The following is a 25,199-nucleotide window of genomic DNA, read 5'->3' on the forward strand; positions in this document are numbered from 1 at the left end:
GTACGGCGGTCATGCCGGCACCCCCGCGCTCTGCTGGGAGGCGACGATCTCCGCGTACGTCGGGCAGTTCTCTAGTAACTCGGCGTGTCGGCCCATCCCGACGATGCCCCCGTCCTCGAGCACGATGATCTGGTCGGCGTCGACGATCGTCGAGACCCGCTGGGCCACGATCACCATCGCCGCGTCCGCGGTGACCGGCCGCAGCGCCGCCCGGAGCCGGGCGTCGGTGCCGAGGTCGAGTGCCGAGAACGAGTCGTCGAACAGGTAGATCTCCGGCCGGCGGACCAGGGCCCGGGCGATGGCCAGGCGCTGCCGCTGCCCGCCGGAGACGTTGGTGCCGCCCTGCGCGATCGGGGCGTCCAACCCCTCGGACAGCTCGGCGACGAAGTCGCGCGCCTGGGCGATCTCCAGGGCCGCCCACAGCTCCGCGTCGGTGGCGTCCGGGTTGCCGTACCGCAGGTTGCTGGCGATCGTCCCGCTGAACAGGTACGGCCGCTGCGGCACCAGCCCGATCCGCCGCCACAGATCGTCGGGTGCCAGGTCGCGGACGTCCAACCCGTCGACCAGCACCGCGCCCGCCGTGGTGTCGACCAGCCGGGGGACCAGCGAGAGCAGGGTGCTCTTGCCGGATCCGGTGCTGCCGATGATCGCCGTCGTGCGCCCGGCCGTGACCCGGAAGGAGATGCCGTGCAGCACCGGCTCGCTCGCCCCCGGGTACTGGAACCGCACGTCGCGCAGCTCCAGCTCGCCCCGGCTGGTCACCTCGGTGACCGGCGCGGCCGGCGGGACCACCGAGGAGTCGGTGTCCAGCACCTCGACGATCCGCTCGGCGCAGACCGCGGCGCGCGGCACCATCATCAGCATGAAGGTGGCCATCAGGACGGCCATCAGGATCTGCATCAGGTACACGAGGAAGGCGGTGAGCGCGCCGATCTGGATCTGCCCGGCGTCCACCCGTTGCGCGCCGAACCACAGCACGGCGACGCTGGAGACGTTGAGCACCAGCATCACCACCGGGAAGATGAGGGCCATCAGCCGGCCGGTGCGCAGGGCGGTCGCGGTCAGGTCGACGTTCGCGCGGGCGAAGCGTTCCGTCTCGTACGGCTCGCGGACGAACGCCCGGACCACCCGGATGCCCGTGATCTGCTCGCGCAGCACCCGGTTGACGGTGTCGATCCGGGTCTGCATGAGCCGGAAACCGGGCACCATCCGCCGGACGATCAGCCCGAGCGCGAGCGCCAGCACCGGGACGCAGACCAGCACCAGCCAGGACAGCCCGACGTCCTCGCGCAGCGCCATCACCACCCCGCCGACGCTCATGATCGGCGCGCCGACGAGCATCGTGCAGCTCATCAGCACGAGCATCTGCACCTGTTGCACGTCGTTGGTGTTGCGGGTGATCAACGAGGGCGCGCCGAACCGGGCCACCTCGCGGGCGGAGAAGCGGTTGACGTGGCCGAAGATCTCCGCCCGGACGTCCCGGCCCAGGCCCATCGCCGTGCGGGCGCCGAGGTAGGCTGCGGCCGTCGAGCAGGCGATCTGGACCAGGCTGACCAGCAGCATCCAGCCGCCAATGCGCATGATGTAGTCGGTGTCGCCACGGGCCACGCCCTGGTCGATGATGTCGGCGTTGAGGCTCGGCAGGTAGAGCGAGGCCATCGTGCCGACGAGCTGGAAGGCCACCACCGCCGCCAGCGGGCGGCGGTAGGGCCGCAGGTGGGTGCGGAGAAGCCGGATCAGCACGCCGGCTCCTGCGGTCTCGTTTCGGGACTCGTCATATGTGACTCCTCTCCACTGCCAATTACCTCGATCAGGAACTCCCGGATGACGGCTGCCTTCACCGGGTCGGCGTCGACGGAGGTCAGCGGCCCTCTGGTCTGCATGAGGGTGCTGAGCTTGGCGACCCGCTCCCGACCGGCGGGGGTGAGGGTCAGCCGTACGCTGCGCCGGTCGGCGTCGTCGCGGTGCCGCTGCACCAGGCCGTCGCGTTCCAGGGTGTCGACGATGCCGGTGAGGGTGGCGGGCCGGACGAAGCAGCGCTCGGCGACCACCCGGTGCGGCAGTTCGCCGTACCGGGCGAGGGTGATCAGGGTTCCCATGCCGGCCTGGGTGAGGCCGTGCTCCTCTGCCAGGTAGCGGTTCCACTGCTGGCCGACGATGTGGCCGGCGGTGACCACCAGGCGGCCCAGCGGCACTTCTCCCAGCCCGATCACGTCCATGTCCCTCAGATTAGCTCCCTGATAGTCAGGCCCCAAACGATATTACGACGTCGGTAGCGAGGAACACCGCTTGGAGTAACTACGTGGGGCGAGCGGGGTTACCGGCCGGCCGGTCAGCGTCAGGTTACGCCGTCGCCCGATCCGGCGACTCTGAGCAGTCGCCCGATCGGCACATCCCGTAGCGAGGTCGGTTCCATGGCCGCACTCAGCTCCATGATCATCAGGCGCCAAACGAAATAGCGAGCGCCACGGCGACGTACAGGGCCTGCTCAGCCGTTCGCCGCCCCAGGGGTGTTGCCGGCCGGCCTCCGAAGGGCACCCCGCGCCGGGCGGCCGAGACGTTGGCCGGAAACATGGCCATCATCAGCAGGGCCAGGCCGGCCGCGGCCCAGCGGGCGCTCGTCGGCGCGAGCAGCCCGACCGCGCCGACCAGTTCCAGCACCCCGGTCGCCGTGACCAGCAGGTCGGGCCGAGGCAGGGTGGGCGGCACCATCGCGATCATGTCCCTGCGCAGGGGTGGGGCGAAGTGGGCGACGCCGGTCACCACGAACATCAGGGCCAGCCCCACCCGCAGTGCGGGATGCCAGCCGTCGAGTGCCCCCACGCCGGCCAGGCCGGCCAGCCGGGCGAGCGCGGTGCCGGCCACGAGGGCGATGAGTGGAGCCACGGGGAACCTCCTCGGGTGACGGATCTTGTCGCCGGCAAGATTGCCCCTCCCGGCGCTATCTTGTCAACAGCAAGATAGACTGGCGGCATGACCCGAACGCGCGGCTACCACCACGGCGACCTGCGCCGATCCCTGCTCGCTGAGGCGGTGCGGGTGATCGAGGAGGCTGGGCCGGCGGCGTTGAGTCTGCGCGACCTGGCCCGCCGGGCTGGCGTCTCGCACGCCGCCCCGGCGCACCACTTCGGCGACAAGGCCGGGCTGCTCACCGCGCTCGCCGCCGACGGGTTCGACCTGCTCGCCGAGGCGCTGCACGGCGCGGGCGACGACCTGCTGGACAGGGGCGTCGCGTACGTCGACTTCGCGGTCCGCCACCGCGCGCACTTCGAGGTGATGTTCCGCCCGGACCTCTACCGGCCCGACGCGGAGGAGCTGGTGGCGGCCCGCGAGCGCGCCGGCGACGCGTTGCACTCGGGGGTGGCCGCGCTGCCCGAGGGACGCCCCACGGCGGAGGACCCGCAGGGCGACGCGCTCGCGGCCTGGTCGATCGTGCACGGGTTCGCCACGCTCTGGCTTTCGGGCGCGCTGCCGGCCCGGGTCGGCGACGACCCCCGGGCCGCAGCCCGCGCGGTCGCCCACCGCCTCTTCCAGAAGACCTGACGAACCCTGCGGCGGGCTAGGCTCGCCGATCAGAGTGACCGGGTCACCAGCTCGTGGGCAGCGGCATCCCCTCGGTGTAGCCGGCCGTGCTCTGAACTCCGACCAGTGCACGTTCGTGGAACTCGGCCAGGTTCCGCGCGCCCGCGTACGTGAAGGCGCTGCGTACCCCGGCGATGATCTCGTCGATCAGGTCCTCGACGCCCGGCCGGGTCGGGTCCAGGTACATCCGGGCCGAGGAGATGCCCTCCTCGAAGACCGCCTTACGGGCCCGGTCGAACGGGCTGTCGTCGGCGGTCCGGGCGCTGACCGCCCGGGACGAGGCCATCCCGAAGCTCTCCTTGTACCGCCGGCCGTCCGCGTCGGTGTACAGGTCGCCCGGTGACTCGTACGTGCCGGCGAACCAGGACCCGATCATCACGTTCGACGCGCCGGCCGCCAGCGCGAGCGCCACGTCCCGGGGGTGCCGCACCCCGCCGTCGGCCCAGACGTGCCGGCCCAGGTCCCGGGCCGCCGCCGCGCAGTCGAGCACGGCGGAGAACTGCGGCCGGCCGACCCCGGTCATCATCCGGGTCGTGCACATCGCACCCGGTCCGACGCCCACCTTCACGATGTCCGCGCCGGCCTCGACCAGGTCGCGTACCCCGTCGGCGGTGACCACGTTGCCGGCCGCGACCGGGACACCCGGGTCGAGCCTGCGCACCGCCCGCAGCGCGGAGAGCATCCGTTCCTGGTGGCCGTGCGCGGTGTCCACCACCAGCGTGTCCACCCCCGCCTCCAGCAGCGCGGCGGCCTTGCCGGTGACGTCGCCGTTGATCCCGACCGCCGCCGCGACCCGCAGCCGGCCCCGGTCGTCCGTCGCCGGCCGGTAGAGGGTGGCGCGCAGCGCGCCCTTGCGGGTCAGCACCCCGACCAGCCGTCCCTCGCCGTCCACCACCGGCGCGAGCCGCCGCCGGCCCGCCGAGAGCCGGTCGAATCCGGTACGCGGGTCCGCGTCCGCCGGCACCGTGTGCAGCTCGGTCGACATCACGTGCCGGAGCTGGGCGAACCGGTCCACCCCGACGGTGTCCGCCTCGGTCACCACGCCCAGCGGGCGACCGGCCTCGTCGATTACGACCACCGCGCCGTGCGAGCGTTTCGGCAGCAGGTGGATGGCGTCGCCGACGGTGTCCGTCGGGCCGAGCGTGATCGCGGTGTCGTGCACCAGGTGCCGCCGCTTGACCCAGGCGACGACGGTGGCCACCACCTCGATGGGGATGTCCTGCGGGATCACCGCGACGGCGCCCCGCCGGGCGACCGTCTCGGCCATCCGCCGGCCGGCCACGGCCGTCATGTTGGCCACCACCAGGGGGATCGTCGTGCCCGTGCCGTCCGCGGTGGCCAGGTTGACGTCCAACCGGGAACCGACCTCGGAGCGGGTGGGTGCCATGAAGACGTCGTTGTATGTCAGGTCGTGCGCGGGGACCGCGCCTTGAAGAAATCGCACGTCGCCATCATTCCCGCCCGCCGACGCCCGCGCCCCCGGTGGTAGCCGAAAACACCCTGACCAAGTCCGGCGCCGACGTGGTCAGCCGAGCAGCAGGGTCACCGCGACCGCGACCATCACGAGGGCGACCGCGCCGTCGACGAGCCGCCAGGCCGCCGGGCGGGCCAGCACGGGCGCGAGCCGGTGGGCGGCGGCGCCGATGACCGTGAACCAGACCACGCTGGCCAGCGCGGCACCCGCGCCGAAGGCCCAGTGGCGCGGATGCTGGCGGGCCACCCCACCGAGCAGGAGGACGGTGTCGAGGTACACGTGCGGGTTGAGGTAGGTGAACGCGAGGCAGGCCAGCAGCGTCGCCCCGAGGGTTGCCGGCGGCCGGTCGGCGGGGGAGAGCGCGCCGGGCCGCAGCGCGCGGCGGACGGCCAACGCGGCGTACCCGAGCAGGAACGCGGCGCCGAGCCAACGCACGGCGGTGACGGCGGCGGGGTGCTCCGCCGTGGCGGTGCCCATCCCGGCGATGCCGAGCGAGATGAGCAGAGCGTCGGACGCGGCGCAGACGGCGACCACCGGCACGACGTGCTCCCGGCGCAGGCCCTGCCGCAGGACGAAGGCGTTCTGCGCGCCGATGGCGGCGATCAGCGCGATGGAGAGGGAGAAACCGGCGGCGGCGGAGCCGGCCACGGAGCTGCTGAGGATTACGGGCACGGGCCGACGCTACGAGCCGCATGCGATGCAGCCCAGCTGAAGATTCTCATGGCGGATAAGCTCAGCTTCATCATGCTGGACTCCGCGCAGCTCCGGACGTTCGCCGCGGTGGTCCGCGAGGGCAGCTTCGAGGCGGCGGCGCGGTCCCTGCACGTCACCCCCTCGGCCGTCAGCCAACGGGTCAAGGCGCTGGAACAGGCCGTCGGGCAGGTGCTCATCCGCCGGTCGAAGCCGTGCCGGGCCACCGACGCGGGCCGTCCGCTGCTGCGGCTGGCCGGGCAGGTGGCCCTGCTGGAGCGCGAGGCGCTGCATGCCGCCCGACCGCCGACGGTCGGCGGACCCACCCCCACCCGGGTGACGATCGTCGCGAACGGGGACTCGCTCGGCACCTGGTTCGTCGGCGCGCTGGCGCTGCTGCCCACCGAGCTGGCGCTGCTGTTCGACGTCCGCCGGGACGATGAGGACCACACGGCGGAGCTGATTCGCGACGGTACGGCGATGGCGGCGGTGACCGCGCAGCGGGAGGCCGTCCAGGGCTGCCGGGTGGAGCGGCTGGGCGCGATGCGGTACGTCGCGCTGGCCCGGGCCGGGTTCGCCGACCGGCACTTCCCCGACGGGCTCACCGAGGCGGCCCTCGCGTCGGCGCCGATGATGGCGTTCGACCGGAAGGACCAGCTTCAGCACAGGTTCGCCCGTACCGTGACCCGCCGTCGGATCGACCCGCCGATCCACTACGTCCCGTCCTTCGACGGCTTCAACGAGGCGGTGCGGCTCGGGTTGGGCTGGGGCATGGTCCCGGAGCGGTTCGCCCGCGTCGACCTCGCCGCCGGGCGCTGTGTCGACCTCGGCGCCGGCCGTCACCTGGACCGCCCGTTGTACTGGCAGCACTGGCGGGTGGCCTCCGCCGCCCTGGACGCGCTGACCGCCGCCGTCCGGACGGTGGCGGGCGCCGAGCTGCGCTGACGTCGCCCACCCGCGTCCCGCTCTGGGTGGGCTCGGCGTGTGCCGCCCCCGCCCGGGGCGGGTAAGTCAGGCGATGGTGCAGATTGCCGCGCCGGCGGTGATGACGGCGCCGACCTCGGCCGCGAGGCCGCTGACCGTACCCGCCTTGTGGGCGTGCAGCGGCTGCTCCATCTTCATCGCCTCCAGCACCACGACCAGGTCACCCTCGGCGACGGTGTCCCCGTCGGCGACGGCGATCTTGACGAGGGTGCCCTGCATCGGGGAGGTGAGCGCGTCCCCGCTGACCGCCGCGCCGGCCTTGGCCCCGCCGCCCCGGCGGGCCGGCTTGCGCGTGGCGGGCGCGGCTGCGGTCGTACCCGCGCCGAGGCCGACGGGGAGGCTCACCTCCAGCCGCTTGCCGCCGACCTCGACCACGACGGTCTCGCGCCCGGCCGGCGCGTCGGCGGGGCCGGCGGTGGCGGTGAACGGTGGGACGGTGTTGTCGAACTCGGTCTCGATCCACCGGGTGTGCACGCCGAACGGTTCGGCGGTGAACGCCTCGTCGCGCACCACGAGCCGGTGGAACGGCAGGGCGGTGGCCATCCCCTCGACGACCATCTCGTCCAGCGCTCGCCGGGCCCGCTCCAGGGCCTCGGTGCGGGTCTCTCCGGTGACGATCACCTTGGCCAGCAGCGAGTCGAAGTTGCCGCCGATCACGTCGCCGGCCGAGATGCCGGTGTCCACCCGGACGCCCGGGCCGGTGGGCAGCCGCAGCGCGGTGACCGTGCCGGGGGCGGGCAGGAAGCTGCGGCCCGGGTCCTCGCCGTTGATCCGGAACTCGATGGAGTGCCCGCGCGGGGTCGGGTCCCCGGCCAGCCGCAGCTTCTCGCCGTCGGCGATCCGGAACTGCTCACGGACGAGGTCGATGCCGGCGGTCTCCTCCGTGACCGGATGCTCGACCTGGAGCCGGGTGTTGACCTCCAGGAAGGAGATGGTGCCGTCCGCGCCGACCAGGTACTCCACGGTGCCGGCGCCCTGGTACCCGGCCTCCAGGCAGATCGCCTTGGCGCTCTCGTGGATCTGGGCGCGTTGGGCGTCGGTGAGGAACGGCGCGGGGGCCTCCTCGACCAGCTTCTGGTGCCGGCGCTGGAGCGAGCAGTCCCGGGTGCCCACGACGACGACGTTGCCGTGCTGGTCGGCGAGGACCTGCGCCTCGACGTGCCGGGGCTTGTCCAGGTACCGCTCGACGAAGCACTCGCCCCGCCCGAACGCGGCGACCGCCTCCCGGGTGGCCGACTCGAAGAGCTGCGGGATCTCCTCCATCGTGCGGGCCACCTTGAGGCCGCGCCCGCCGCCGCCGAAGGCGGCCTTGATGGCGACCGGCAGCCCGTGGTCGACGGCGAAGGCGATGATCTCGTCCGGGCCGCCGACCGGGTCGGGGGTGCCGGGGACCAGAGGAGCGCCGGCCCGCTGGGCGATGTGCCGGGCGGTGACCTTGTCGCCGAGGTCGCGGATCGCCTGCGGGGCCGGGCCGATCCAGGTCAGGCCCGCGTCGATGACGGCCTGGGCGAAGTCGGCGTTCTCGGAGAGGAACCCGTACCCGGGGTGCACCGCGTCCGCGCCGGCCCGCGCGGCGACCTCGATCAGCTTGTCGATCCGCAGGTACGTCTCGGCGGCGGTGTCGCCGCCCAGGGCGTACGCCTCGTCGGCCAGGGTGGCGTGCAGTGCGTCCCGGTCGGAGTCCGCGTAGACGGCGACGCTGCCCAGGCCGGCGTCGCGGCAGGCACGGATGACGCGGACGGCGATCTCGCCGCGGTTGGCGATGAGTACCTTGCGCACCTTGGTGGCTCCTCCCCGGAGGTTACTGACCGGGAGTTTATCGGCCGCCGTCGGCACCCTAACGATCGCTCAGTGTGGCATGCGGCACTGCCCGAACGTCGTTAGTCAAACTTGTCTAATACGCTCGTCCGGTGTCTGCCACACGCATGATGATTCTCGGGCTGGTCAAGTGGATGCAGCCGGTGCACGGCTACGACGTACGTCGTGAGCTGCTCAGCTGGGGTGCCGACAAGTGGGCCAACGTGCAGCCCGGCTCGATCTACCATGCGCTGCGCAAGCTGGCCCAGGATGGGCTGCTCCGCGAGGTGGCGACCGAACAGGTCGGGGCCCGGCCGGCCCGGACGACGTACGAGATCACCCCGAGGGGGCTCGGCGAGTTCGAGACCCTGCTGCGCGACCTGTGGTGGGGCACCCAGCAGCCCGCTGACCCATTCGTGGCCGCGTTCGCGTTCCTGCCTGCGCTGCCCCGCCCGGAGGCGGTGGCCGCGCTGCGCAGCCGGGGGCAGGTGATCCGGGCCGGCGTGGAGAGCATGCGCGCCTCGATGGAGTCGTCCTGGATCCGGGATTCCAAGCCGGTCGGGGTCGCCTGGACGTACGAGTTGTGGATCGCCCGGGGGGAGGCGGAGGCGGACTGGTGCGACCGGGTCGCCGACCGGATCGAGGCGGGCGCGCCGTACCTGCCGGAGGGCCTGGCCGGCCGCGACGGCCGGATCGCGGTGGAACCGGCCGCTGCCCTCGCCCCGACCCAGGAGTCGGAGCCGGAGCCGGAATCGCCGCCGAGAGTCGGCGGGAACGCGTAATAATCAAAGTTGACCAGTGAAGCTATATCGCGTTAGCCTCGTGGGACGTCCGGGTGACGCCCTGTGCCCACCCCTGCGGAACGGCCGGTTCGGTCCGGCCACGGACGAACAGGAGCGAAGATGATCGAGACCAGAGGGCTGCGGAAGTCCTTCCGCTCCCGTGCCGGTCGGGACAAGAAGACCGTGGACGCCGTCCGCGGGGTCGACCTGAACGTCGCCGAGGGGGAGATCTTCGGCTTCCTCGGGCCCAACGGGGCCGGCAAGACCACCACCCTGCGGATGCTGGCCACCCTCATCGAACCCGACGGCGGCGCGGCCACCATCGCCGGCGCCGACCTGCTCCGCCGGCCCGCCGAAGTGCGCCGCCGAATCGGCTACGTCGCCCAGGGCGGCAGCACCTGGGACGACTCCACCGCCCGCGAGGAGCTCGTCCTGCACGCCCGGATGTACGGCATCCGCAAGGCCGACGCCCACCGCCGCGCGGAGCGCGCCCTGGCCGCGTTCCAGCTCACCGAGTACGCCGACCGCAAGTGCAAGACCTACTCCGGCGGCCAGCGACGGCGGGTCGACATCGCACTCGGCATCATCCACGAGCCACGGATCGTCTTCCTGGACGAGCCGACCTCCGGCCTCGACCCGCAGAGCCGGGCCCACATGTGGGACGAGATCCGCCGACTGCGCAGCGAGGGGATGACCGTCTTCATCACCACGCACTACCTGGACGAGGCCGACGCGCTCTGCGACCGGATCGCGATCATGGACCATGGCGAGCTGGTCGCCGAGGGCACTCCGGTCGAGCTGAAGCGCGAGATCTCCGGCGAGGTGGTCGTCGTCGGGCTGGACGCCGCCGCGACCCCGCACGCCGCCCAGTTGCTCGACTCCGAGCCGTACGTCAACAAGCTGGAGACCGTCGACGGCGGCGGCCTGCGCCTCCACGTCGACGAGGGGGCGACCGCCATCCCGCAGATCCTGCGCCGCATCGACAACGCAGGCCTCGCGCTGAGCTCCATCGAGCTGCACCGGCCCAGCCTCGACGACGTCTTCCTCACCAAGACCGGCCGCTCGCTGCGCGAGTCCTGACCCGCCCCGACAGGAGAACCCCCGTGAAACTCGCCCGCGACACGTGGCTGATCTTCCAGCGCCAGATACAACTGCTGCTGCGTAACCCGGTCTGGGTCGTCGTCGGCGTCTTCCAGCCGGTGATGTACCTGCTCCTCTTCGCCCCGCTGCTCAAGCCGGCCCTGAACGCGCCGACCCAGGCCGAGGCGTACAAGATCTTCGTGCCCGGCGTGCTCGTGCTGCTGGCCATCTTCGGCGGCCTGTTCCAGGGCTTCGGCCTGATCGCCGAGCTGCGCGCCGGGATCATCGAGCGGTCCCGGGTCACCCCGGTGAGCCGGCTCGCCCTGCTGCTCGGCCGTTCGATGCGCGACGTGGTGTCGTTGCTGGCCCAGGCCGTCATCATCACCCTGCTCGCGCTCCTGTTCGACCTGCGGGTGTTCATCGGCGACCTGCTGCTGGCGTACCTGATGCTCGCCCTGATCGCGCTGATGACCTCGGCCGTCTCGTACGGCGTCGCGCTCAAGGTCAAGAGCGAGGACGCGCTCGCCCCGCTGATGAACACCGTGGCCCAGCCGGTGCTGCTGCTCTCCGGCATCCTGCTGCCGCTCACCTTCGCCCCCGGCTGGCTCCAGGGCGTAGCCAAGTGGAACCCGTTCTCCTGGGCGGTCGACGGCACCCGGGCGCTGTTCGCCGGGGAACTCGGCAACGACAAGGTCTGGCAGGGGCTGACCATCATCGCGGTGCTGGCCGCCGCCGGCGTCGTCTGGGCCGCCCGCCAGTTCGCCCGCAGCGTGCGGTGAGCCGGAGGGCGTCCTCCCAGCGCCCGCCGCGGGTGGGGCAGGGGCGCCATTCATCGCCGAGAGCTGCCTCTCACCGAGGGCGGGGCACCGGTCCGACGCGCGTAGCGTAAGGGCAGTGCCCCGCCTCACCCATGACCGAACCACCTGGTTGGCCTACTCCCAACTGGCGTTGTGGGGCTTCTTCCTCTACGGCTTCGGCCCCGTCGTCCCGCTGCTGCGCGACGAGCAGGGCACCAGCGCCGCCGTCGCCGGCCTGCACAGCACCGCCATCGCCGTCGGCGCGCTCCTCGGCGGGGCGCTGTTCGCGCCAGTCGCCCGCCGGATCGGCCGGGGCCGGGCGGCCTGGCTCGGCCTCGCCGGGGTGGCCGTCGGCGTCACCGGGTTCGGCACCCTCCGGCCCCTGCCCGCGACCCTCGCCGCCGTCGTGGTGATCGCCACCTTCGGCATGATGGTGATCAGCGGGGTCAACGTCGTGCTCACCGCCCACCACGGTCCCACCGCGCCGGCCGCCCTCACCGAGGCCAACGCAGCCTGCGCCGGCATGGGCATCCTGGCACCGCTGCTCATCGGGGCGACCGTCGACGCGGGGCTCGGCTGGCGGCCGGTGATGGCCGTCGAGGTCGGCCTGATCGCGCTGCTCGCCCTCGCCGCCCTGACCTTCCGGGTACGCCCACCCGCCGCATCGCCGGTCCCCGCCGTGTCGCCGGCACTGTCGGTCCCCGTCGCGTCGCCGGAGCACGCGGTCCCCGCCGTCGCGTCCCGCGTCGGCGGACCCCCGGCCGCGCCGACCGGGGTGCCGGCCGGTGCGGGCCGTACGAGGGGCGGAGGGCTGCCCCGGCCGTACTGGATCGCCTGGGTCCTGATGGCGGTGACCGGTTCGATCGAGGTCTGCCTGTCGCTGTGGACCGCCGACGTGCTCCGCTCGCACGCGGGGTTGGGTGCCGGGGCGGCCTCGGCGGCGGTCGCCGCGATCGTCGGCGGGATGTTCCTCGGCCGGCTGGCCGGCGGCCGGGCCGCCCTGCGCTACCGGCCCGTGCCGCTGCTGCTGGTCGCGCTGGCCGTCTCGCTGACCGGGTTCGCCGTCTTCTGGGTCGCTCCGGTCGGCTGGCTGGCGGTGACCGGGCTCGTCGTGCTCGGCCTCGGCAACGCGCTGCACTACCCGCTGGCCATCTCGATCGCCCTGGCCGTCGCCGGGCCGGCCGCCGACAAGGCGGCCGGCTGGTCGTCGTACTCGATGGGGGTGGGCTTCGGGATCGCGCCGGTGGCGCTCGGCTGGGTGGCCGACGGCGTCGGCTCGCACCCGGCCTTCCTGCTGCTACCCGGGTTCATCGCGACGGCCGCGCTGCTCACGCTGCGGCTGGGCCGCGCGCTGCGCCCGCACGATCATGATCGACATGACGTACGGCAGGCCGGTGTCTCCCGCCGGGCCCAGCCCGCGACATCCCACACATCGATCTGATCAAGGACGGCCCGGAGGCGGTCAGCGCACCCGGGCGAGGGTCAGCCCGTCGGCGATCGGCAGCAGCACCGTTTCCACCCGGACATCGGCCATGATCTCGTCGTTGAACGCGGCGATGGCCCGATCGTCGGCGTTCTGCGGGGCGAGCACCCGGCCCCCGCGCAGCGTGTTGTCGACCGCGACGATGCCACCCGGACGCATCCGCGGCACCAGCTCCGCCCAGTAGACCGGGTACCCGGTCTTGTCCGCGTCGATGAACGCGAAGTCCAGGTGCCGGTCGTTCGGCAACTCCCGCAGCGTCTCCCCGGCCGGCCCGATGCGCAGCTCGATCCGGTCGGCCACCCCGGCCCGCGCCCAGTACCGCCGGGCGATGCCCGTGTACTCCTCGGAGATGTCGAAGCAGGTCAGCCGCCCGTCCTCGGGCAGCCCACGGGCGATCGCCAAGGACGACAGTCCGGTGAAGGTGCCCACCTCCACCGCCCGCCGCGCTCCGAGCAGCCGGGTGAGGAAGGTCAGGAACGCCGCCTGCTCCGGCGCCACCCGCATCCCCGCCTGGGCCGGCAGCGTGGCGAGGGTCTCCTCGACCAGGTCGCCCATCACCTCGTCCGGGGCCGAGCCGTGGGCCACGACGTACGCGTGCAGTTCCGGGGTCAGCGGCAGCGATTTGCTCATGGCTGGAAGCTAGCCCAGCGGCTCGACCGACTGGCCGCCGGGCGCGATCTTCGTCCACAGGTCGGTGATCTGCAGGTCCAGTTCGGCGAGGAGCCTGCGCAGCAGCGGCAGGGAGAGCCCGACCACCGTCCCCGGATCGCCGTCGATCCCGTCGAGGAAGGCCCCGCCCAGCCCGTCGATGGTGAACGCCCCGGCCACGGCGAGCGGCTCGCCCGTAGCGACGTACGCGGCGATCTCGTCGTCGCTGACGTCGGCGAACCGGACGGTCGTCGAGGCGACCGCCTCTGCGCGCGACTCGTGGACCACGTCGATCAGGCAGTGACCGGTGTGCAGCACCCCACTGCGCCCCCGCATCCGCTCCCAGCGCCCGGCGGCGTCCGCCGCGTCGGCCGGCTTCCCGAGGATCTCGCCGTCGAAGGCGAGCAACGAGTCGCAGCCCAGGACAAGAGTCCGCTCGTCCGGGGACGGCCGCATCCGGCCGACGACCGCCTGCGCCTTGAGCCGGGCCAGTTCCAGGCACAGCTCCTCGGCGCTCTCGCTGACCACCTGGGACTCGTCGACCCCGCTCACCAGCACGTCGGGTTCGATCCCGGCGGCGTGGAGCAGCTTGCGGCGGGCGGGGCTCGCCGAGGCGAGCACGAGACGGAGCGGCATCGAGTTCGGCACGAAGCCGACGCTACCGGCTACCCCCGCCCCCACGCGTCGCGGCACCCGGCCATTGGTTCTTTCGCCCCCGGGCCCGCCTCTGATCGACTGCGTTCCAGTGACACCGGGTGTCCCAGTGCCCCGAATGCTGCCACTTCACGACGTGGAGTTGAGCAGAAGCGCCGGACGGTCGAGCCGATGCCGGCCGCTCACCGGCTGATTCGTGGCGGCGGGTCGTCGCCACGGCGCCGCCGTCGGGCGACCAGCGCCCAGGCACCCCCGGCGGCCACGATCACGCCCAACGTGGCCAGTCCTCGGGCGGTCGCCCCGCCGTCGCCCCCGCCGTTGCCGGCCGGCTCCGCGACCGCCGTCGTGACCGGCCCGGACCCGGCCGGGGCATCCGCCGTCGCCGACCCGAAACCCACCGGGGGTACGTCTGCCGTCAGCGCCGCGACCAGGTCGATGACTCCGTAGCCGTACTCGTCGTCCCGGCCCGGCGGGCCCTTGTCGACGGCGGTGGCGGTGAGCCGGTGGACGACTTCCGCAGCGGGGAGGTCGGGATACTTGGACCGAACCAACGCGGCGGCTCCTGCCACAATCGCAGTGGCGTCCGAGGTGCCAGTGCCCTTGCGGTACTTACCGTTGATACTGGTGCTGTAGATGTCGACAGCTGGTGCGACTAGGTCTACTTCAGGGCCGCTGACGGATACATCGGCATGACGTCCACTGCGATCTATACCACCGACTGCCAGTACGGCAGGTTCTCGAGCGGGGTAGCCCACGGACTGCTCTAGAGGTTCGTTGCCTGCGCCAGCTACCACCACAATATCCGATGCTAGTGCTGTACCGACTGCTCGATTCAGGCGAGGGCTCGTGGCGCCGCTGCTGGAAATGCTGATTATGTCGACATCTTGAGAGATGGCAAATTCAATCCCTTGAGCTAATTCGTCGGGATTCTCATCCCCTTTGGGAGACGAAGTGAGGATTGGCAAGATTGTCGCTTGAGGGGAGACTCCGAGAGCGCCCGTTCGGTGTGGTTGACCATGGGCGGCAATAAGTCCTGCCATCCCCGTGCCATGGCTGTTCCGGTCCTGCTGGCCCTTGCCGTTGCCTCCGGGAATTATGTCGACCCCCGGGCGCAGATTCCTTCGGAGATCGGGATGCGGATCTACTCCGGTGTCGGGCACGGCCACGACCACTCCGTCGCCCTGGCTGATCCGATGGGCCTCGATAGCTTTTAAATAGCGGAGGTGCCATTGTTCGGCACGTATCGATTTAGAGGCGTTGGAACTGGCTTCACTCGGCGTTTCGTCGACCACCGTGGAAGCGGTAGCCGGTAGAAATAGCACTGCGATTGTTGGCCAGGTGACTAGTCTTCTCACCGGTCAAATCCGATGGCCGGGCCTGGATCTATTGGCCCATCTTCGTCTGGTGGGCGAACGACTGGAGCCACTCCTTTTTTGGTTTCCCATGGATGGTTTGGGTCCCAGCGGTGACCTTCGTTTTCGACCTCTTCGGGATGTGAAGGTCGTCCTGGTCCTCTGCCCATACTCGGGTTCGGATCGAGTGGGGAGATTCCGTGAAGGCTGCCGAATTGGCTTGCCCGGCCCTGTCTGGGGCGAGAGCCGGCGGCGCCGCCGGGCGCCGTCCCGGCACCGCCACCGCCTATAACGCCACCTATCGGGTTGACTCGACGAGATGGCGGGGTGCCGCCGGGTTGACCGAGCCCCGAAGATGGGATGCCGCCTATTAGCCCCGATGGTGGCATAGGGCGAGCCGGAGTTGCGTGTGTAGTGCCGTCGCCGCCGGCAGGGGGCCGGGTGGTGGGCCCAAAGGGACTGCGGGACAGCGGCGTGCTGGGGCGTTCCGTCTTGCCATTAGCAGGAAGAATCGGGGGCAAGCCAGCGCCCATGCCGCTCGCCGAAGGGGCTGTGATAGTCCCTGGGATGCCTGGTTTGGCTGAAGGTGGTGATAGGTCGGCTCCGGTTCCGCCAAGGATGGGTCCTGTGGTCGGTGCTGTTGGCGCGGATGTGTGGGGCGTCGAAACAGTAAAACGTTTCATCAAAGAGTCGCTCTTGGACGCCGATATGGGTACTGGCACAATTGGAGGAATGACGGGAGCTGAGGGCGTGCTCGTACTTGCGACCGAAGAGTCTGCATCGTCGATTCGGGGCCGGATCACCGGTGGCCTTTGGAGCATTACCTGGGCCTGTTGGAGTTCGCCGCTGAGGCCGTACATCAGGGTCCGGGCCTGGGCGTTGAGTCGTTCCAGGTCGACGTCGGTCACCGGCTTGTCCGGCACCCGGCTGCCCATCGCCGCCTTCGGGTCCGCCAATGTCGCCTCGTACGTCCGCTTCTGCTGGAGCTTGGTCACGTACTCGTCGTGGAGCGGCTTCAGTTCGACGCGGGCGCTGCTGATCGCGCGGGTGGCCGCGGCGAGGGCGTCGTAGTTCGCGGCGGCCGTGTCGTGGGTGCGCTGCATCTTGTCGATGAGGTCGTCGAGTTCGCCCAGATAGGCCCGGGCGGCGGCGTTGGTGGCCGGTGGCCACGCCTCGGCCAGGCCGCGCCGGTACTCCTTCAGTCGGCCCAGGTGGGCCTGGGCGAGGTCGCAGACCTTGCGCCAGCCGGCGACCTGCTTCCAGTGCCCGGCGGTGTCGTGGTCCTGAATGCAGGCCCACATGCTGAGCAGGTCCATCAGCAGCCACTGGGTGAGGCCGGACGTCCGGCCGCTGCCTCGCTCGATCACGGCAGCACCACCCGTCCTGACCCGCTGTTGGGGCCGGTCGGGTCGGGCAGGGTTGGCGTGGGACGGGTCGGGACGACGCTGCTGGGGTCGGCCAGGGCGCGCTCGACGTCGGAGACGCGGGCGGCGGAGAAGGCATCGGTGTCGGCGTACTTCGTGGCGATCCTGCCGGCCGCAGCGGCCAGGCGGCCGGTGGCGCCGCCGACGGACCAGACCATCGTGGCCGTGGCCTGCTGGGTCTCGTTGTGGGCCTGGAGGAACTGCACCAGCTCCACGAAGGCGTCGGCGGGGTTGGGGATCTTCGCCTTCATGTCGTCCGCGATGTACGACAGGTGGGGCGTGTAGTTCCGCTCCACCTCGGCCTGGAGCCTGTCGGCGAAGTCGCGCAGCTGGCGGATGTCGGCCTCGATGCCCCCGTAGTCACTCAACCAGGGCGCGGGGCGGTCCTCCTCGGGGATCATCGGCCCTCCCTACCTGTCACGGCACCGTGTCCCTGAGTGAGGTTAACGGGTGCCGGTGACGTCCGGCAGCCCCGTGCACGCCTCGAGTCAGCGGGGCAGGCCGGAGGCCCGCCACGCTCCGGGGCCGGCGGCGGACGTCGCTGCGGCCGGTCGGCTGCTGCGGGTCCAGACCGAGGCGGCGACCGGTCCGGCTGCGGCGGCGGGGCGGGTCCGGGAGACAACCGCGCCGACCAGGGCGGCCAGTTCCTCGGCGGTCGGCACGCCCCGGGTAACCCGCAACAGCGGCTCTTCGGCAGACATGAGCTCAGCGTACGCGTCGCGAACTTGACCTTCGCCGCACTGTGGCGTGCCGGCGGTGTACGGCGAGCCGCCGCCGGGTACCGTCTCCTGCGATGTCGAACCCGCTTCCCCAACTCGTCGCCGACCGGTACCGGCTCCTCTCGCCGCTCGGCCAGGGTGGCATGGGTCGGGTGTGGAAGGCGCGCGACGAGGTGCTGCACCGGGACGTGGCGATCAAGGAATTGGTCCCGCCGCCCAGCCTCACCGCCGACGAGCGCCGCGAGATGCGGGAACGCTCGCTGCGGGAGGCCCGCGCGATCGCGCGGCTCAACCACGTCAACGTGGTCCGCATCTTCGACGTGCTACGTACCGACGGTGATCCGTGGATCGTCATGGAGTACGTCCCGTCGAAGTCCCTTCAGGACATTCTGGCCGAGGACGGGCCGGTGTCGCTGGCCAAGGCGATCGATGTCGGCCTCGGTGTGCTCGGCGCGCTGAATGCGGCGCACAAGGCTGGCGTCATGCACCGCGACGTCAAGCCCGGCAACGTGCTGATCGGCGACGACGGCCGGGTGGTGCTGACCGATTTCGGGCTGGCCACCATCCCCGGCGACCCGAACGTGACGCGGACCGGCATGGTGCTCGGCTCCCCGGCGTACATCGCCCCGGAGCGGGCGAGGGACGGCACCGCCGGGCCGGAGGCCGATCTGTGGTCGCTGGGCGCGACGCTCTACGCGGCGGTCGAGGGCAAGTCGCCGTACGCCCGGCCGTCGGCGATAGGGACCCTGGCCGCGCTCGCCACGGAACCGATGCCGCCGCCGAAGAACGCCGGCCCGCTCAAGGCGGTGCTGACCGGCCTGCTTCAGAAGGACCCGGCCGAGCGGATCGACGCGGTGGCTGCGGAGCGGCTGCTGCGCCGGGCTGCGGGCCGCCGGGCGAAGGGCATCTCGCTGCTCGACGGCGTACGCCGGCCGGGGCCGAACGGCCCGCGTGAGCCGCGCCGGACCGTGGTGCCGGCCCCGCGCCCGGCCGAGCAGGGCACGGAGCGGACGGTCACCCCGCCCACGCCGCGTACCCCGGGGTTCGCCGCTGCCGCGGCGGCCGGTTCGGGTGCGGCCGGCGCGAGTGGCGGCGACGCGACCGCGAAGGTCCCCGCCGGCTCGGACGCCGATCCGACCGCGAAGGTCGACCGGACGACGCCGCCCACCGACGCGGATCCGACCGCGAAGGTCACCGAATCCGGTCCGGCCTTCGACCAACCGGCAACGGCTGCCGGCGCGGGAGGGACGACCGCTGACCCGACGGCGAGGATCGCCGACGCGTCGGGTTCGGTCGCCGACCCGACGGCCAAGCTGTCCGAGCCGGAGACCGCGCGTGGCGGTGGCGCCCCGCGCGGTGCCGTCGACGACACGCGCGTCGAGCCGGCTGCCGACGCGCCGGTCTCGCCGCCCATCCCGCCCCGTGAGCGGGCCACGTCCGTGATGCCGGCCCCGGTGAGTCCTCCGCCGGTCTCGTCGGGCCGGGCCGCCGTCGTCGCGGGCGTCAAGCCCGATCACCGCCGGCGCAACCTGCTGATCGGCGCACTGGTCGCGGTGCTGCTGATCGGGCTGCTGGTGGTGGTGGTCCCGTTGCTCGGCAACGACGATGATCCGGAGAAGGGTGGCGGCAGCCCGCAGGCCGGTGCCACGAGCGCCGCCCCGTCGGCGCCGGTGACCTCGGCGCCCGCGCCGTCGCCGACGAGCGCCGCCCCGCCGACGCCGAGCCCGACCGGGCTGGTGCTGCCCGACGGGTGGACCCTGCACAAGGATCCGACCGGCTTCAGCATGCCGCTGCCGAAGGGCTGGCGGCGCAGCGCGGGCACCACCTGGGTGCAGTTCCGGGAGCCGAACGGGGTCCGCGAGGTGACCATCGACCGGACCGACAGGCCCCAGAGCGACGCCGCAGCGGCGTGGCGGGCCATGGGCGACCGGGACGTCACCAACTACAAGAACCTGGGCATCCGCACCGTCCCGGGCTTTTGGAAGACCTGCGCGGACTGGGAGTGGCTGGAGACCCGGGACAACACCCGCATCCACGTCCGCAACCGCGGCTTCGTGACGGCCAAGAACCGCGGGTACGCCATCCGCTGGGAGGTCGCCGCCTCCGAGTGGGCGGCCAACCTCGACGAGTTCGAGCTGATCGCGAAGAACTTCAAGCCCGACCGGAAGGACTGACCGGCGGCGGAACACGGCCGGGTCGCGGCGGGATTCCCGTCCGCGCGAGATTGACCTGCATGACCTTCCGTCACACGGGGTACATGACCTCCACGACGGAAGGAGGTACGACATGGGACACCGAATCAGGGACACTCGGCCCCGGCTGGCACTGTGGATGCTCGTCGCCCTCGGCGACGTGGTGCTGCTGCTGGTGAGTGCAGGTCTTCCGGCGCTGTTCGCGCTGCTCAGCGTCGTGACCGTAACCGCCGCCGGGGTGGCCGCCTGGCGGATGACCCGGCAGGGTGCGATGACCCGGCAGGACGGGATTCACGCCCCGGTCGCGGCGCCGGTCGTGTCGCGCCGGAGGGCCTGAGGCCGGTCGCCAGGGCGACGAGGAGGCGGCAGCCGGACCGGACGTCGACCGCGCGGTCGCATCCGGTCCCGCTGCCGTCAGCCGCTACCGGTGCACTGGTTCCACCAGCTCGTGGTGGAGATGACCGCGTACCGGCCGGTGCGGGCGCCGCAGCCGGGCGTCGCGACGTGGCCGGGTCGGTCCGGGGCCGGTAGGCTCGCGCCCCATGGTGTCGATCGACGGGCTGGGCACGCTCTGGGACCGGCTGTTCACCGCGCAGCCCGACCCCCCACCGCTGCTCGTCCTCGTCACCGCCGCGGTGGCGCTGGCGGTGGTGGCCACCCGGCTGCCCTGGCGGATCGCCCGCAACGCCGTCACCATCGCCCACGAGGGCGGGCACGCCCTCGCGGCCCTGCTCACCGGCCGCCGGCTGCACGGCATCCGGCTGCACTCGGACACCTCCGGCCTGACCCTCTCGGCGGGCCGGCCGACCGGGCCCGGCATGATCCTCACCCTGCTCGCCGGGTACGTCGCCCCGTCGCTGATCGGCCTCGCCGGTGCCTGGCTGCTGGGCGGCAACCGGATCACCCTGCTGCTCTGGGTGGCCGTGGCGCTGCTGCTGGCCATGCTGGTCATGGTCCGCAACGTCTTCGGGGCGCTGTCGTTGCTGGTCACCGGCGGGGTGGTGCTCGCCGTGTCCTGGTACGCCTCCCCGCAGGTCCAGGCCGCCTTCGCCTGGACCTGCGTCTGGTTCCTGCTCCTCGGCGGCGTACGGCCGGTGGTCGAACTCCAGCGGATGCGCTCCCGGGGCCGGATGCCGGAGTCCGACGCCGACCAGCTCGCCCGGCTCACCCCGTTCCCGCCGCTGTTCTGGGTGGCGCTGTTCGCGCTGGTCAACCTGCTGGCCCTGGTCGTCGGCGCGGCGCTGCTGGCCGGCCCGATCCTCACCGACGCCGGCGGGTTCCCGCACATCGGTCTCTACGCCTGATCGCCGCCGCGACCCCGGAGCTCCCCGCCCCGGTCGACGGGACGGCCGGAAATCCGGTCGGCTGATCCGGCAACCGCGCCACCCGGCCCGCGCGTGTCCACTGCGACCGACACGGGGGAGGTGGCAGGTGCCGGACGTCGACGGGTTCGACGAGTTCTACCGGGGTAGCCGGCAGCGGCTGCTCGGCTTCGTCTTCGCGCTCACGGGCAATCTCGCCGAGGCGCAGGACGCGGTGCAGGAGGCGTACATCCGGGCCTGGCAGCGCTGGTCCACGGTGTGCGGCTACGACGACCCGGAGGCGTGGGTCCGGGTCGTCGCCTCCCGGATCGCGGTCAGCCGCTGGCGGAGCCTGCGCAGCCGGGCCCGCGCGTACCTGCGGCACGGCGTCGACGACATGACGCCCGCGCCGAGCACCGACACCGTTGCGGTGGTGGCCGCGCTGCGCCGGCTCCCCGAGGAGCAGCGCACCGCCCTCGCCCTGTACTACCTGCTCGGCATGCCGGTCGCCGAGGTGGCGCGGGAGACCGCAGCCCCCGTCGGCACGGTGAAGGCCCGACTCTCCCGGGGGCGGGCCGCGCTCGCCGGGCTGCTCGCCGTCTCTGACCTGGAGGAGGCCGCCGATGCGTGACGACCTGACGTTCGCCGAACGGATGCACCGGGACCTGCGGGACGTTCGCTGGCCCGAGCCGGCGGAGCTCCGGGCCCGGGCCCGCCGCCGCAGCCGGCGTACGGCGGTGGCGGCGGCGACTGCCGTGCTGGCCGTCGCTTCGATCTCCGCCGTGGCGGTCGGCGGCCGGGACGGTGCGGTCGCGCCGTTGTCGTCCTGGGACGACCGGCGGCTGTTCCAGCCCGAGCCGGAGCCGTCCGGGCAGGCCGAGATCCCACAGGAGGCGTTGTTGGAGTTGACCGACGTCGGCGTGCCGAGCAACGTGCGGCTGGGGGACACGGGGCTGCGGGAGCCGGTCCAGGTGGACCCGCTGCTGGAGATCTGCGCCGACGGCAGGGGACTGTCGGGGCAGCAGACCGCGTCCCGCTACTCCCGCTCGCAGACCCTGCTTCAGAACGACAGGTCCGCTCAGGGCTGGTCGTCGGGTGGCCCGGTTCTCACCCAGGACGTCTACCGACTCGCCCCCGGGGCGTCCGCCCGGTTCCTCACCGAGCTGGACCGGACCGTGACCGCCTGCGCCGGCTGGACCGAGGTGGCACCGAGGCCGTGGGGCCTGGGCACCATCGCTGTCTCCGTGGCGCACACCTGGCGGGCGGTCGAACGCGACTTCGCCGGCGACGAGGCGGTCCTGCTGCGCCACACCCTGTCGCAGCCGGTGGACGTGGCGACGGGAAAGCCCCTGGACGGGCAGTTCCCCTCGGAGACCCGGATGGTCGTCCGGGTCGGGGACCTGGTCACCGTGATCGTGCCGGCGTCCGGGCTGGGCGTCGACGGGCCGAACATCGTCGGGTCCACGAGCGACGCGGAGCTGCTCGAACTGGGCCGTACCGCCGCCCGGCGGCTGTGCGTCGCCGCCAACCCGTCCTGCTGAGGACCGGCGTCGGCCGGGGCTCCTGCCGGGGGTACGTGCGCCCGGCAGGAGCCTGCCACCCGCCTACAGCGGGATGTTGCCGTGCTTCTTCGGCGGGAGCGTCTCGCGCTTGGTGCGCAGCACCCGAAGCGCGCGGACGATCTGGGTGCGCGTCTCGTGCGGCGAGATCACCGAGTCGATGTACCCACGTTCGGCGGCGATGTACGGGTTGGCCAGGGTGTCCTCGTAGTCGGCGATCTTCTCGGCCCGCACGGCGGCGGGGTCGTCGGCCTTCGCCAGCTCCGAGCGGTACAGGATGTTCACCGCGCCCTGCGCGCCCATCACCGCGATCTGCGCGGTCGGCCAGGCGAAGTTCAGGTCCGCGCCGAGGTGCTTGGAGCCCATCACGTCGTACGCCCCGCCGTACGCCTTGCGGGTGATCACGGTGACCTTCGGGACGGTGGCCTCGGCGTACGCGTAGATCAGCTTGGCGCCCCGGCGGATGATGCCGTCCCACTCCTGGCCGGTGCCGGGCAGGAACCCGGGGACGTCCACGAAGGTCAGCACCGGGACGTTGAACGCGTCGCAGGTACGCACGAACCGGGCCGCCTTCTCCGACGCGGCGATGTCGAGGGTGCCGGCGAAGTGCATCGGCTGGTTGGCCACCACGCCGACCGGGCGGCCCTCGACCCGGCCGAAGCCGACCACCAGGTTCTGCGCGTAGAGCGGCTGGACCTCCAGGAACTCGCCGTCGTCGAGGACGTGCTCGATCACCCGGTGCATGTCGTACGGCTGGTTGGCCGAGTCGGGAATCAGGGTGTCCAGCTCACGGTCGGCGTCCGTGACCGTCAGGTCGGCCGGGGCCTCGAACACCGGCGGCTCGTCCAGGTTGTTCGACGGCAGGTACGACAGCAGCGCCTTGACGTACTCGACCGCGTCCTCCTCGTCCGCGCCGAGGTAGTGCGCGTTGCCGCTGCGCGAGTTGTGCGTCCGCGCGCCGCCCAGCTCCTCCATCGCCACGTCCTCGCCGGTGACCGTCTTGATCACGTCCGGGCCGGTGATGAACATGTGCGAAGTCTGGTCGACCATCACGGTGAAGTCGGTGACCGCCGGGGAGTACACCGCGCCGCCCGCGCACGGCCCCATGATCAGGGAGACCTGCGGGATGACGCCGCTGGCCCGCACGTTGCGGAAGAAGATCTCGCCGTAGAGGCCGAGCGAGGCGACGCCCTCCTGGATCCGGGCCCCGCCGGAGTCGTTGATGCCGACCACCGGGCAGCCGATCTTCATGGCCAGGTCCATCACCTTGACGATCTTCTGGCCGAAGACCTCGCCGAGGGAGCCGCCGAAGACCGTGAAGTCCTGGGAGAAGACGCAGACCTGCCGGCCGTCGACCGTGCCGTAGCCGGTGATCACCCCGTCGCCGTACGGGCGGGTCCGCTCCAGGCCGAAGTTGGTGGACCGGTGCCGGGCGAACTCGTCCAACTCGACGAAGGAGCCCTCGTCGAGCAGCATCTCGATCCGTTCCCGGGCGGTCTTCTTGCCCCGCGCGTGCTGCTTCTCGACCGCCCGCGCCGACCCGGCGTGCACCGCCTCGTCGACCCGTCGCTCCAGGTCCGCCAGCTTGCCGGCGGTGCTGTGGATGTTGATCCCGGTCTCGGTAGTCACCCTGGGAATATAACGATGGTTCAGGTCGGCGCGGTGTGCAGTGCGCCTCAGTGCGGGCTCCGCCGCCGGGACCCGGCCGGCCGCCGGGGCGGGCCGTAGGCTGGCGGGATGCCCGGTTCCCCGTACACCGACCTGGACCGCCCGCCGCTGTCGGCGGCCCGGCTGCGCCGCGCGTTGGTCGCCCCGCACGGGCCCTGGCGGCACCTCGACCTGCGCGACGAGACCGGCTCCACCAACGCCGACGTCGCCGAGGCGGCCCAGGCGGGGGAGCCGGAAGGGCTGGTCGTGGTCGCCGAGCGGCAGACCGCCGGTCGGGGTCGGCGCGGCCGGTCCTGGCAGTCGCCGCCCCGCGCGGGCATCGCGACCAGCGTCCTGCTGCGGCCCGGCGAGGCCGTCGCGGAGCGCGGCTGGCCGCCGGCCCCCGCCTCGGGGTACGGCTGGCTGCCGCTGCTCGCCGGCGTCGCACTGGTCGAGACGGTGGCCCGGTTGGCCGAGCTGGACGCCGCCCTGAAATGGCCCAACGATCTCCTCGTCGGCGATGCGAAGTGCGCCGGCATCCTGGCCGAGGCGGTGCCCGGCCCGGCCCCGGACCGGCCGACGGCGGTCGTGCTCGGCATCGGTCTCAACGTCACCCTCGGGGCCGGCGAGCTGCCGGAGAACCCGACCGGCCTGCCCGCCACCTCGCTGCGACTGGCCGGGGCCACCGCCACCGACCGGGATCCGCTGCTGCGCGCCCTGCTGCGTTCGCTTGCCGACTGGTACGACCGGTGGCGCTCCGCTGGCGGGGACGCGCAGGCCAGCGGCCTGCGCGACGCCTACCTGGCCGCCTGCGCCACCGTCGGTCGGCCGGTGCGGGTGCTGCTGCCCGGCGGCGACGAGGTCACCGGCACCGCAACCGGCGTCGACCCCGACGGCCAGCTCATCGTCGACACCCCCGCCGGCCCGCGCGCCCTCGCGGCCGGCGACGTCCTGCACCTGCGCTAGCCGCCACGGTGGGAATGACCGCACCGGCTGATCCAACTGTGGGCGTCGACCGGTTACGGTCAGCGCGT

The 25,199-nt window shown here is 72.3% G+C and carries 25 protein-coding genes; 12 read left to right on the top strand and 13 right to left on the bottom strand.

The window, feature by feature from the left end; genetic code table 11:
- Window positions 1-9 precede the first annotated feature (9 nt).
- The 3 genes from ACQPZO_RS04395 to ACQPZO_RS04405 form a co-directional block, all read right to left on the bottom strand.
- Window positions 10-1,743, bottom strand: coding sequence for an ABC transporter ATP-binding protein (locus tag ACQPZO_RS04395; protein WP_433347240.1), 1,734 nt, complete (start codon window positions 1,741-1,743; stop codon window positions 10-12).
- Window positions 1,737-2,219, bottom strand: a complete 483-nt coding sequence (locus ACQPZO_RS04400; RefSeq protein ID WP_433347242.1) for a MarR family winged helix-turn-helix transcriptional regulator — start codon at window positions 2,217-2,219, stop codon at window positions 1,737-1,739. Before ACQPZO_RS04400 ends, ACQPZO_RS04395 begins: the two co-directional genes overlap by 7 nt.
- Before the next feature lie 220 nt (window positions 2,220-2,439).
- Window positions 2,440-2,886, bottom strand: a complete 447-nt coding sequence (locus ACQPZO_RS04405; protein ID WP_433347244.1) for a DoxX family protein — start codon at window positions 2,884-2,886, stop codon at window positions 2,440-2,442.
- An 87-nt stretch (window positions 2,887-2,973) separates the two neighbouring features.
- Between ACQPZO_RS04405 and ACQPZO_RS04410 the strand changes: the two genes are divergently transcribed.
- Entirely contained in the window at window positions 2,974-3,543 is a 570-nt protein-coding gene (locus ACQPZO_RS04410) for a TetR/AcrR family transcriptional regulator (RefSeq protein ID WP_433347246.1), read from the top strand.
- A gap of 43 nt (window positions 3,544-3,586) precedes the next feature.
- Here ACQPZO_RS04410 and ACQPZO_RS04415 read toward each other — a convergent pair whose 3' ends face one another.
- Both ACQPZO_RS04415 and ACQPZO_RS04420 read right to left on the bottom strand, forming a co-directional pair.
- Window positions 3,587-5,026 carry a GuaB1 family IMP dehydrogenase-related protein gene (locus tag ACQPZO_RS04415; protein ID WP_433347248.1) on the bottom strand — a complete coding sequence of 480 codons (1,440 nt, stop codon included), beginning with the start codon at window positions 5,024-5,026 and terminating at the stop codon, window positions 3,587-3,589.
- Between the two features lie 81 nt (window positions 5,027-5,107).
- Window positions 5,108-5,704: a LysE/ArgO family amino acid transporter gene (locus tag ACQPZO_RS04420; protein WP_433350789.1), complete on the bottom strand. Its 597-nt coding sequence runs from the start codon at window positions 5,702-5,704 to the stop codon at window positions 5,108-5,110.
- 96 nt (window positions 5,705-5,800) lie between these two features.
- Between ACQPZO_RS04420 and ACQPZO_RS04425 the strand changes: the two genes are divergently transcribed.
- Entirely contained in the window at window positions 5,801-6,691 is an 891-nt protein-coding gene (locus ACQPZO_RS04425) for a LysR family transcriptional regulator ArgP (RefSeq protein WP_433350791.1), read from the top strand.
- 66 nt (window positions 6,692-6,757) lie between these two features.
- Here ACQPZO_RS04425 and ACQPZO_RS04430 read toward each other — a convergent pair whose 3' ends face one another.
- Window positions 6,758-8,509: an acetyl/propionyl/methylcrotonyl-CoA carboxylase subunit alpha gene (locus tag ACQPZO_RS04430; protein WP_433347250.1), complete on the bottom strand. Its 1,752-nt coding sequence runs from the start codon at window positions 8,507-8,509 to the stop codon at window positions 6,758-6,760.
- 131 nt (window positions 8,510-8,640) lie between these two features.
- Between ACQPZO_RS04430 and ACQPZO_RS04435 the strand changes: the two genes are divergently transcribed.
- The 4 genes from ACQPZO_RS04435 to ACQPZO_RS04450 all read left to right on the top strand — a co-directional run bounded on the left by ACQPZO_RS04435 (window position 8,641) and on the right by ACQPZO_RS04450 (window position 12,627).
- On the top strand, window positions 8,641-9,309 hold the full coding sequence (locus ACQPZO_RS04435) for a PadR family transcriptional regulator (RefSeq protein WP_433347252.1): 669 nt from the start codon (window positions 8,641-8,643) through the stop codon (window positions 9,307-9,309).
- A gap of 120 nt (window positions 9,310-9,429) precedes the next feature.
- Entirely contained in the window at window positions 9,430-10,389 is a 960-nt protein-coding gene (locus ACQPZO_RS04440) for an ATP-binding cassette domain-containing protein (protein ID WP_433347254.1), read from the top strand.
- Window positions 10,390-10,412: 23 nt separating this feature from the next.
- Window positions 10,413-11,168, top strand: a complete 756-nt coding sequence (locus ACQPZO_RS04445; protein WP_433347256.1) for an ABC transporter permease — start codon at window positions 10,413-10,415, stop codon at window positions 11,166-11,168.
- A 115-nt stretch (window positions 11,169-11,283) separates the two neighbouring features.
- Window positions 11,284-12,627, top strand: coding sequence for an MFS transporter (locus tag ACQPZO_RS04450; RefSeq protein ID WP_433347258.1), 1,344 nt, complete (start codon window positions 11,284-11,286; stop codon window positions 12,625-12,627).
- 21 nt (window positions 12,628-12,648) lie between these two features.
- Here ACQPZO_RS04450 and ACQPZO_RS04455 read toward each other — a convergent pair whose 3' ends face one another.
- The 6 genes from ACQPZO_RS04455 to ACQPZO_RS04480 all read right to left on the bottom strand — a co-directional run bounded on the left by ACQPZO_RS04455 (window position 12,649) and on the right by ACQPZO_RS04480 (window position 17,448).
- Window positions 12,649-13,299 carry an O-methyltransferase gene (locus tag ACQPZO_RS04455; RefSeq protein ID WP_433347260.1) on the bottom strand — a complete coding sequence of 217 codons (651 nt, stop codon included), beginning with the start codon at window positions 13,297-13,299 and terminating at the stop codon, window positions 12,649-12,651.
- Window positions 13,300-13,308: 9 nt separating this feature from the next.
- On the bottom strand, window positions 13,309-13,965 hold the full coding sequence (locus tag ACQPZO_RS04460; protein ID WP_433347262.1) for a Maf family protein: 657 nt from the start codon (window positions 13,963-13,965) through the stop codon (window positions 13,309-13,311).
- A gap of 188 nt (window positions 13,966-14,153) precedes the next feature.
- A complete protein-coding gene (gene mycP / locus ACQPZO_RS04465) occupies window positions 14,154-15,263 on the bottom strand; it encodes a type VII secretion-associated serine protease mycosin (protein WP_433347264.1) in 1,110 nt (369 codons plus the stop codon).
- 59 nt (window positions 15,264-15,322) lie between these two features.
- On the bottom strand, window positions 15,323-16,690 hold the full coding sequence (locus ACQPZO_RS04470) for a hypothetical protein (RefSeq protein ID WP_433347266.1): 1,368 nt from the start codon (window positions 16,688-16,690) through the stop codon (window positions 15,323-15,325).
- Complete coding sequence (locus tag ACQPZO_RS04475) at window positions 16,687-17,148, bottom strand: hypothetical protein (RefSeq protein ID WP_433347268.1); 462 nt, start codon at window positions 17,146-17,148, stop codon at window positions 16,687-16,689. Before ACQPZO_RS04475 ends, ACQPZO_RS04470 begins: the two co-directional genes overlap by 4 nt.
- A gap of 87 nt (window positions 17,149-17,235) precedes the next feature.
- On the bottom strand, window positions 17,236-17,448 hold the full coding sequence (locus ACQPZO_RS04480) for an acyl-CoA carboxylase subunit epsilon (RefSeq protein ID WP_433347270.1): 213 nt from the start codon (window positions 17,446-17,448) through the stop codon (window positions 17,236-17,238).
- Between the two features lie 92 nt (window positions 17,449-17,540).
- Here ACQPZO_RS04480 and ACQPZO_RS04485 point away from each other — a divergent pair, with 92 nt between their 5' ends.
- From ACQPZO_RS04485 to ACQPZO_RS04505, 5 genes are all read left to right on the top strand, one after another.
- On the top strand, window positions 17,541-19,640 hold the full coding sequence (locus ACQPZO_RS04485; RefSeq protein ID WP_433347272.1) for a protein kinase domain-containing protein: 2,100 nt from the start codon (window positions 17,541-17,543) through the stop codon (window positions 19,638-19,640).
- A gap of 112 nt (window positions 19,641-19,752) precedes the next feature.
- Complete coding sequence (locus tag ACQPZO_RS04490; protein ID WP_433347274.1) at window positions 19,753-19,995, top strand: hypothetical protein; 243 nt, start codon at window positions 19,753-19,755, stop codon at window positions 19,993-19,995.
- A gap of 205 nt (window positions 19,996-20,200) precedes the next feature.
- Complete coding sequence (locus ACQPZO_RS04495; protein ID WP_433347278.1) at window positions 20,201-20,962, top strand: M50 family metallopeptidase; 762 nt, start codon at window positions 20,201-20,203, stop codon at window positions 20,960-20,962.
- A gap of 127 nt (window positions 20,963-21,089) precedes the next feature.
- The gene (locus ACQPZO_RS04500) at window positions 21,090-21,590 is read left to right on the top strand and encodes a SigE family RNA polymerase sigma factor (protein ID WP_433347280.1); all 501 of its coding nucleotides are present in this window, start codon (window positions 21,090-21,092) and stop codon (window positions 21,588-21,590) included.
- Complete coding sequence (locus tag ACQPZO_RS04505) at window positions 21,583-22,500, top strand: hypothetical protein (RefSeq protein WP_433347282.1); 918 nt, start codon at window positions 21,583-21,585, stop codon at window positions 22,498-22,500. The genes ACQPZO_RS04500 and ACQPZO_RS04505 overlap by 8 nt, the downstream gene beginning before the upstream one ends.
- Window positions 22,501-22,563: 63 nt before the next feature.
- On the opposite strand, the gene ACQPZO_RS04510 is transcribed toward ACQPZO_RS04505, so the two are convergent.
- A complete protein-coding gene (locus ACQPZO_RS04510; RefSeq protein WP_433347284.1) occupies window positions 22,564-24,147 on the bottom strand; it encodes an acyl-CoA carboxylase subunit beta in 1,584 nt (527 codons plus the stop codon).
- Window positions 24,148-24,255: 108 nt separating this feature from the next.
- On the opposite strand from ACQPZO_RS04510, the gene ACQPZO_RS04515 reads away from it, so the two are divergent.
- Window positions 24,256-25,131: a biotin--[acetyl-CoA-carboxylase] ligase gene (locus ACQPZO_RS04515; RefSeq protein WP_433347286.1), complete on the top strand. Its 876-nt coding sequence runs from the start codon at window positions 24,256-24,258 to the stop codon at window positions 25,129-25,131.
- Window positions 25,132-25,199 lie beyond the last annotated feature (68 nt).

It is taken from the genome of Micromonospora sp. CA-111912 (assembly GCF_050948415.1).
In the GTDB taxonomy this organism is placed as follows: Bacteria; Actinomycetota; Actinomycetes; order Mycobacteriales; family Micromonosporaceae; genus Micromonospora.

What these genes read in the sequence shown, in the direction of transcription:
- ACQPZO_RS04515 (WP_433347286.1), top strand. Translation starts at nt 24,256, where the DNA reads ATGCCCGGTTCCCCGTACACCGACCTGGACCGCCCGCCGCTGTCGGCG.
- ACQPZO_RS04400 (WP_433347242.1), bottom strand. Translation starts at nt 2,219, where the DNA reads ATGGACGTGATCGGGCTGGGAGAAGTGCCGCTGGGCCGCCTGGTGGTC.
- ACQPZO_RS04425 (WP_433350791.1), top strand. Translation starts at nt 5,801, where the DNA reads ATGCTGGACTCCGCGCAGCTCCGGACGTTCGCCGCGGTGGTCCGCGAG.
- ACQPZO_RS04410 (WP_433347246.1), top strand. Translation starts at nt 2,974, where the DNA reads ATGACCCGAACGCGCGGCTACCACCACGGCGACCTGCGCCGATCCCTG.
- ACQPZO_RS04485 (WP_433347272.1), top strand. Translation starts at nt 17,541, where the DNA reads ATGTCGAACCCGCTTCCCCAACTCGTCGCCGACCGGTACCGGCTCCTC.
- ACQPZO_RS04505 (WP_433347282.1), top strand. Translation starts at nt 21,583, where the DNA reads ATGCGTGACGACCTGACGTTCGCCGAACGGATGCACCGGGACCTGCGG.
- ACQPZO_RS04475 (WP_433347268.1), bottom strand. Translation starts at nt 17,148, where the DNA reads ATGATCCCCGAGGAGGACCGCCCCGCGCCCTGGTTGAGTGACTACGGG.
- ACQPZO_RS04455 (WP_433347260.1), bottom strand. Translation starts at nt 13,299, where the DNA reads ATGAGCAAATCGCTGCCGCTGACCCCGGAACTGCACGCGTACGTCGTG.
- ACQPZO_RS04480 (WP_433347270.1), bottom strand. Translation starts at nt 17,448, where the DNA reads ATGTCTGCCGAAGAGCCGCTGTTGCGGGTTACCCGGGGCGTGCCGACC.
- ACQPZO_RS04495 (WP_433347278.1), top strand. Translation starts at nt 20,201, where the DNA reads ATGGTGTCGATCGACGGGCTGGGCACGCTCTGGGACCGGCTGTTCACC.
- ACQPZO_RS04440 (WP_433347254.1), top strand. Translation starts at nt 9,430, where the DNA reads ATGATCGAGACCAGAGGGCTGCGGAAGTCCTTCCGCTCCCGTGCCGGT.
- ACQPZO_RS04490 (WP_433347274.1), top strand. Translation starts at nt 19,753, where the DNA reads ATGGGACACCGAATCAGGGACACTCGGCCCCGGCTGGCACTGTGGATG.